We start from the raw sequence: 7,005 nt of genomic DNA, 5'->3' as shown, positions 1-7,005 counted from the left end.
CGGCGGCGCGGAAGATCGCGCGGCCCTTGTTCAGGGTTTCCTCCCATTCGCTCGCCGGTACCGAGTCGGCAACGATGCCGGCCCCGGCCTGCACGTGCAGCACGCCGTCCTTGATCACCGCGGTGCGGATCGCGATCGCCGTGTCCATGTTGCCGCTCCAGGAGAGATAGCCGACCGCGCCGGCGTAGATGCCGCGCTTGACCGGCTCGACCTCGTCGATGATCTCCATTGCCCGGATCTTCGGCGCGCCGCTGACCGTGCCGGCCGGGAAGGTCGCGCGCAGCACGTCCATCGCCGTCAGCCCGTCCTTCAGCCGGCCGCTGACGTTCGAGACGATGTGCATCACGTGCGAGTAGCGCTCGATGACCATCTGCTCGGTGACGCGCACGCTGCCGGTCGTGCAGACGCGCCCGGCATCGTTGCGGCCGAGGTCGATCAGCATCAGGTGCTCGGCGATCTCCTTCGGATCGGCGAGCAGATCCGCTTCGAGCGCGCGGTCCTCGGCCTCGTCGCGGCCGCGCTTGCGCGTGCCGGCGATCGGGCGGACCGTGACCGTGCCGTCTTCGAGGCGCGCGAGGATCTCGGGGCTGGAGCCGACGATGTGGCAGTCGCCGAGGTTCAGGAAGTACATGTACGGCGACGGATTGAGGCTCCTGAGCGCCCGGTACAGGTCGAGCGGCGCGCCGGTGTACGGCGCCGACAGCCGCTGCGAGGGCACGACCTGCATGCAGTCGCCGGCGAGGATGTAGTCCTTGATGCGCTCGACCGCGGCCTCGAAGCCGGCCTGCGTGAAGCCGGAGACGAAATCCTGCTCGGCGAGCGGCGCGCCATGGCCGTGCGCATACGCGGTCGAGCCGCTGCGCAGGCGCTCGACGATGGCATCGAGCTTCGCCTGCGCGCGCTCCCAGGCGCGCTCGGCGAGCGGATCGACCTGCGCGATCACGTACAGCTTGCCGGAGAGGTTGTCGAAGACGACCACGTCCTCGGACACCATCAGCAGGATGTCGGGCGCGCCGATCGGATCGGGATTCGGGCAGTGCGCGAGGCGGGGCTCGACGTAGCGGATCGTGTCGTAGCCGAAGTAGCCGACCAGCCCGCCGGCGAAGCGCGGCAGACCCTCGCGGTTGTCGGGCACGCGGTAGCGGCGCTGGAAGGCCTCGATCCACGCGAGCGGATCGTCGACCGTCGCGCGCTCGACCACCTCGGCGCCGCGCTCGATGGTCACCTCGTGGCCGCGCACGCGCAGCACCGTGCGCGCCGGCAGGCCGATGATCGAGTAGCGGCCCCATTTCTCGCCGCCGTGCACGGATTCCAGCAGATAGCTGTACGGCGCATCGGCGAGCTTCAGGTAGGTCGACAGCGGCGTGTCGAGGTCGGCGAGCACCTCGCGCACGACCGGCACGCGGTTGTAACCCTCGGCGGCGAGGGCGGCGAATTCAGTGGCATTCATCGGGAAACCCTGCGGGAAAGACGGCGATCGGTACCGTGGCCCGCGCACGGGCGGACGACGGTTGCAGCGGCGGAACCGGGATCAGTGCCGCCACCGCCATCGCAGGTCCATGGGCTGGGTTTCGTTCGGGATCATCGTCGGGTGCCGGCTTTCCTGCGCTTCAGTCGATCAGCCCCGACAGCTCGGAGAGGCTGTCGATGACGATGTCGGGCGCGAACTCGCGGATGTCGCGGCCGTGGTTGTAGCCGTAGGGCACGGCGACCACCGGGCAGCCGGCGTTGCGCGCCGCGCCGATGTCGTTGCGCGAATCGCCGACCATCAGGCAGCGCGAGATGTGCACGCCGATGCGCGAGGCCGCGAGCAGCAGGCATTCGGGCGCGGGCTTGACCGTCGGCGTGCATTCGCCGCCGACCAGCGCATGGAAGTGATGCGCGATGCCGATGCGCTCCAGCAGCGGCGCGGCGAGATCCGCCGGCTTGTTGGTGACGCAGGCGAGCTTGAAGCGCTTGCGCTTGGCGAGCTTGTCGAGCCCCTCGACCACGCCCGGATACAGGCGGCTGTGCACGCAGACCTGCGCGCCGTAGAAGCGCCGGTACAGCGGCTTCGCGCGATCCATGAGTTCCGGATCGGCCTCGCCGTCCATCGAGTCGCTGAGTGCCCGGCGGATCAGGTTGGTCGAGCCGTTGCCGACCCACTGGCGCACCTTGGCCTCGCCGCGGCGCGGCAGGTCGAGCGTGTCCATCAGCTGGTCGATGGCGATGGCGATGTCCGGCACGCTGTCGATCAGCGTGCCGTCGAGGTCGAACAGGATGGCGTCCACGTGCGAGAACATCAGGCCTCCTCCGCCGCGCGGGCCAGTTCGGCCCGCAGCGCAGCGATGGTCGCAGCGTAGTCCGGCGTGCTGAAGATCGCGGAGCCGGCAACGAAGGTGTCGGCCCCGGCACGGGCGATTTCACCGATGTTGTCGAGCTTGACGCCGCCGTCGATCTCCAGCCGGATCGGCAGCCCGGAGGCCGCGATGCGCGCGCGCGCATCGGCGAGCTTGCCGAGGGTCGCCGGAATGAAGCTCTGGCCGCCGAAGCCGGGGTTCACCGACATCAGCAGCACGATGTCGAGCTTGTCCATCACGTACTGCAGCACGTCGAGCGGGGTCGCCGGGTTGAACACCAGCCCGGCCTTGCAGCCGCAGGAGCGGATCAGCTGCAGCGTGCGGTCGACGTGGCGGCTGGCCTCGGGGTGGAAGGTGATCCAGCTCGCGCCGGCCTCGGCGAACATCGGCACCAGCGCATCGACCGGCTCGACCATCAGGTGCACGTCGATCGGCGCCGTCACGCCGTACTGGCGCAGCGCCTTGCACACCATCGGCCCGACGGTCAGGTTCGGGACGTAGTGGTTGTCCATCACGTCGAAGTGGACGACGTCCGCTCCGGCCGCGAGCACCGCATCGACCTCGGCGCCGAGCCGCGCGAAATCGGCCGACAGGATCGATGGAGCGATCAGGAAATCCGGCATGACCAATGACTCCGCACCGGGCTAGCGCAGCCCGGCGAACCGCTTGAGCAGGGGAGGCGGCACTGTACCCGATCCGGCCGCGGCGCGGGCAGCGACGTTGCACTGCGACACGGGAATCCCGCAGCGGCGGCCCGGGTGTGCCGTCAGCCGAAGCCGCGTGCGCTGCGGATGCGTTCGTAGGCCGAGCGGATCGCGTGCGTGCGCTCGGTGGCGTGCTTCATGCCGGCCTCGTCGAGGCCCTGGGCGGCGAGCTTGTCCGGGTGGTGGCGGCTCAGCAGCCGGCGGTAGGCGCGCGTGATTTCCTCGTCGGTGGCGCTGCGCGCGAGGCCGAGCGTGCGGTAGTCCTCGTCGATCGGCGGGGTGGCCGGGCGCGCCGGCTGGCGGTGCTGGTGGCTGCCGGAATACTGCTGCCGGCCCTGCCCCGGACCGCCGAAGCCGCCGCGCTGCACACGGATCATCAGCTCCAGCGCATCGAGCTGGCCGCGGCCGACGCCGAGGCGCGCCGCCATCGAGCCGACGCACTCGCGCGCGCGCGGGTGCGGTTCACCGATCGCCCAGGCGGTCGCGAGCTGGATTTCGAGGAAGGCCCGCAGCAGCTCGGGCCGCTGCGGCAGCACCTCGGCGAAGGCGTCGAGCGTCGCATCGAGCGGGTAGTCGGCGCGCTTGCCGTCGTTGAACGCGCGCATCGCCTGCTCGCGGCGCAGACCGTCGAGGCGCAGGTGACCGATCACCGCGCGCGCGGCTTCAAGCTCGGCGGCGCTGACCGCACCGTCGGCCTTGGCGACGGCGCCGAGCCCGGCGAACAGCGCGATCAGGAAGCGCTGCTCGGCCTCGGCATCGCTGCCGTGACGGCCCTGACCGTGGCCGTGGCCGTCGTGCAGGCCGGCGAAGCGTGCGGCGTTGCGGTCGAAGTTGTGGCCGACCGCGGCCCCGAACATCGCACCGAACGGTCCGCCGACCATGAAGCCGAAGGCGCCGCCGACCATCTTGCCCCACCAGTTCATGCGCACACCCCGGCGCACGGCAGGGATGCAGGGGACGGGAACGGCAGGCGGTGGCTCGGCATCGGGGCGGACACGGACGTGCAGGGGTTTCAGGAGCGGAAGTAGCGCGATTCGTCGAAGCTGCGCAGCCACTCGGGCTTCATGCCGACGAACACCGCGGTCAGCATGCCGTTCATCAGCCCTTCCGGGAACAGATACAGCGGCAGGAATGGCAAATATTCACGGGCGATGCGCTCGAACGGATACACGTCGAGCGCCACCAGCGTCACGACCACGGCCATGACCGCGCACAGCGCCGAGAGGATCGCGCCGAAGAAGCCGCACAGGAAGATATAAATGAACGGGTTGGCCGGCAGCCGCTGCGTGACCAGCCGCTGGATGCCGTGGCTGACCAGCACCGGCAGCACGCCGATCAGCAGGATCGTCGCCGCCAGCGCCGCCCAGTCCAGCCGTGCGAACAAGGCCATGCCGATGCCGATCACGACCGTGCCGAGCAGCGCCAGCGCCCAGCCGAACATCAGCGTCAGCACCGTCACGCCGAGGAAGTGAAAGCCGAGGCCCGGCGACACGCCGGCGTGGAAGGACCACAGCAGCAGCAGCGACACCAGCGCCGCCCCGAGCACGTGCTCCATGGCGTTGCGCCGCAGCGCCCGCCACGGCGCGCAGTACAGCGCCACGAGGCAGCCGGCGACGAGCAGGGCATCGGCGAGCAGGCGCAGCTCGAACGGCAGCAGTTCGGACGGAAAATTCATGGAAGCACCTGCCTGGCCGGATGGCCGATCTGCACGGCACGCCAGCGACGCGCCTTCCCCCCGATGGATGGACCGGCGCCCGCGACCCGAATTCCGGGGCGGCCCGTGCACCGTCACGGACGCCACGCCGGCCGGCGGTGTGCTTGGCACCCCGACGGCGGCGCGCGCACAATCCGCGCCCTGTTCCGCCCGCCCCGACCGGAGTCCGCGCCGTGAGCGACATCCTCGAATCCACCCCGGCCGAGCTGACCAGCCTGCCGCTGATCTACCGCGGCAAGGTCCGCGATGTCTACGGCATCGATGACCGGCACATCCTGATCGTCGCCACCGACCGGCTGTCGGCCTTCGACGTGGTGCTGCCGACCGGCATCCCCGGCAAGGGCGCGATGCTGACGGCGATCTCGAACTTCTGGTTCGAACGCACGCGCCAGATCGTGCCCAATCATCTCGACCTCGCCACCGTCACGCTCGAACAGGCCCTGCCCGACCCGGCCGAACGCGCCCGCGTCGAGGGCCGCGCCGTGGTCGCGCGCAAGCTGCGCGGGCTGCCGGTCGAGGCGATCGTGCGCGGCTACCTGATCGGCTCGGGCTGGAAGGACTACCGCACGAGCGGCGCGGTCTGCGGCATCGCGCTGCCGGCCGGGCTCAGGCTCGCCGAGCGGCTGCCGGAGCCGATCTTCACGCCCTCGACCAAGGCCGCGGTCGGCGATCACGACGAGAACGTCTCCTACGAGGCCGTCGTCGCGCAGATCGGCGCCGGGCTGGCCGCGCAGGTGCGCGACACCAGCCTGCGCCTGTACCGCGAGGCCGCTGCCTGGGCGCTGACCCGCGGCATCATCATCGCCGACACCAAGTTCGAGTTCGGTCTCGACGAGCACGGCGCCCTGGTGCTGATGGACGAGGCGCTGACGCCGGATTCCTCGCGCTTCTGGCCGGCCGACCAGTACCGCGCCGGCAGCAATCCGCCGAGCTTCGACAAGCAGTTCGTGCGCGACTACCTCGAAACCCTGGACTGGAACAAGCAGGCCCCGGGGCCGGCGCTGCCCGAGGAAATCCTCGAACGCTCGGCCGCCAAGTACCGCGAGGCGATGACGCGCCTGACCGGGCTGTGAGCCCCGGAGCGGCCTTGCCGCGCACCGGCTTCGATTAACCGACCGTAAGGTGTTGTTACAGGCCAGTTCTCTGACAATCATCGCCGTCCACGCCGTGCCGGCTCCCGCCGGCACGGCCATCGATCCGGGCCCAGATCCGGACGCTTTCGATCCACCGAGGAGCGCATCACGATGAACAGCGATCGGGAATGGTTGCAGACCTGTCTGTACGGACAGCACGACATCTGGGCGGACTGGGTCCGCTTCGGCGAACGCATCGCCGACACCCAGGAGGCTGCCGGCTGGGGCACGCCGCACGCGCTGCGGCTGCTGAACGAGCAGAACGCGCGCTGGCTGGAAGCCACGCGGCTGTGGGTGCAGGAATGGGAGCGCATGGTCAGCGCCGGTCCGGACTTCGACTACAGCGCGCGTCAGGCGCTGGTGCGCAACCGCATCTTCCAGACCTGGCTGGATACCGTCAGCGGCTTCGACTGGGACCAGTGGCACCTGTCGATGCGTCAGGCCTTCCTACTGCTGCAGCAGGCCTTCCAGGCCGCGCAGGTGCTGCAGCAGCAGACACCGGCGCCGACCGAAGCCCCGGCTCCCGACACTCCGGACGCCACGACCCTGAACGCTGGCGCCCCGGCGCCGGTCCTCGATCCGCAGCCGCAGTCCATCGATCCGCAGTCGCGGGTCGCCTGAGCCCCGTCCGCCCCGCCGATCCGGCGGGGTCCGCAACCGGACCGACCCGACCGGCCGCCCGCAGACCCCTGCCGGCGGCCGGTTGCGCTTGCGTCCCGCCGCCGGCACGCCATGCTCGCGCAGTCCTTCCCAACCTGCGGAGACCGGCATGGGCGCAACCGTCCTCTGGGGCTACGCTGTGCAGGCGCTGCTCGCGCTGTCGTGGACGCTGTACGCGCTGCTGCTGCCGCCGATGCTGCGTCAGGTCGGCCTCGACGCAGCGACTGTCGCGGCCTGGCTGGCGTGGCTGCTGATCATCGACCAGCTCGTGTTCGCCGCCGCCGACTGCGCGGCCGGCATGTGGGCGGCGCGTACCGCGCAGGGCGCCCGGCGGCTGGCCGGACCGATCGCGCTGGCAGCCGTCATCTCCAGCCTCGCGCTCGGCGCGCTGCCGTGGCTCGCGCACACCGGCAGCGGTGCGGCCCTGCTCGGGGCAACGCTGGTCTGGGCGCTCG

7 protein-coding genes and 1 pseudogene are annotated in these 7,005 nt (G+C 70.6%); 3 read left to right on the top strand and 5 right to left on the bottom strand.

What is annotated here, in order from left to right; translation table 11 throughout:
• The 5 genes from trpE to PKE44_RS12815 all read right to left on the bottom strand — a co-directional run.
• Positions 1-1,450 (bottom strand): anthranilate synthase component I (trpE, locus tag PKE44_RS12835; RefSeq protein WP_324551799.1); only part of this gene is annotated, 1,450 nt, incomplete at its 3' end.
• A gap of 160 nt (positions 1,451-1,610) precedes the next feature.
• Positions 1,611-2,282 carry a phosphoglycolate phosphatase gene (locus PKE44_RS12830; protein ID WP_324551797.1) on the bottom strand — a complete coding sequence of 224 codons (672 nt, stop codon included), beginning with the start codon at positions 2,280-2,282 and terminating at the stop codon, positions 1,611-1,613.
• Positions 2,282-2,962 carry a ribulose-phosphate 3-epimerase gene (gene rpe / locus PKE44_RS12825; RefSeq protein WP_324551795.1) on the bottom strand — a complete coding sequence of 227 codons (681 nt, stop codon included), beginning with the start codon at positions 2,960-2,962 and terminating at the stop codon, positions 2,282-2,284. The genes PKE44_RS12830 and rpe overlap by 1 nt, the downstream gene beginning before the upstream one ends.
• A gap of 143 nt (positions 2,963-3,105) precedes the next feature.
• On the bottom strand, positions 3,106-3,966 hold the full coding sequence (djlA, locus tag PKE44_RS12820) for a co-chaperone DjlA (RefSeq protein WP_324551793.1): 861 nt from the start codon (positions 3,964-3,966) through the stop codon (positions 3,106-3,108).
• An 89-nt stretch (positions 3,967-4,055) separates the two neighbouring features.
• Complete coding sequence (locus PKE44_RS12815; protein ID WP_324551791.1) at positions 4,056-4,718, bottom strand: energy-coupling factor ABC transporter permease; 663 nt, start codon at positions 4,716-4,718, stop codon at positions 4,056-4,058.
• A 212-nt stretch (positions 4,719-4,930) separates the two neighbouring features.
• Between PKE44_RS12815 and PKE44_RS12810 the strand changes: the two genes are divergently transcribed.
• The 3 genes and pseudogenes from PKE44_RS12810 to PKE44_RS12800 form a co-directional block, all read left to right on the top strand.
• Positions 4,931-5,830 carry a phosphoribosylaminoimidazolesuccinocarboxamide synthase gene (locus PKE44_RS12810; protein WP_324551789.1) on the top strand — a complete coding sequence of 300 codons (900 nt, stop codon included), beginning with the start codon at positions 4,931-4,933 and terminating at the stop codon, positions 5,828-5,830.
• A gap of 171 nt (positions 5,831-6,001) precedes the next feature.
• Positions 6,002-6,511: a hypothetical protein gene (locus PKE44_RS12805; RefSeq protein WP_324551787.1), complete on the top strand. Its 510-nt coding sequence runs from the start codon at positions 6,002-6,004 to the stop codon at positions 6,509-6,511.
• Positions 6,512-6,659: 148 nt separating this feature from the next.
• Positions 6,660-7,005, top strand: a pseudogene (locus tag PKE44_RS12800) (hypothetical protein); the annotation flags it as partial.

Origin of the sequence: Plasticicumulans sp., assembly GCF_035331805.1 — a bacterium.
GTDB lineage: Bacteria > Pseudomonadota > Gammaproteobacteria > Competibacterales > Competibacteraceae > Plasticicumulans.
The sequence above is the reverse complement of the archived record's forward strand: the minus strand, read 5'-3'. Positions and strand labels throughout refer to the sequence as shown.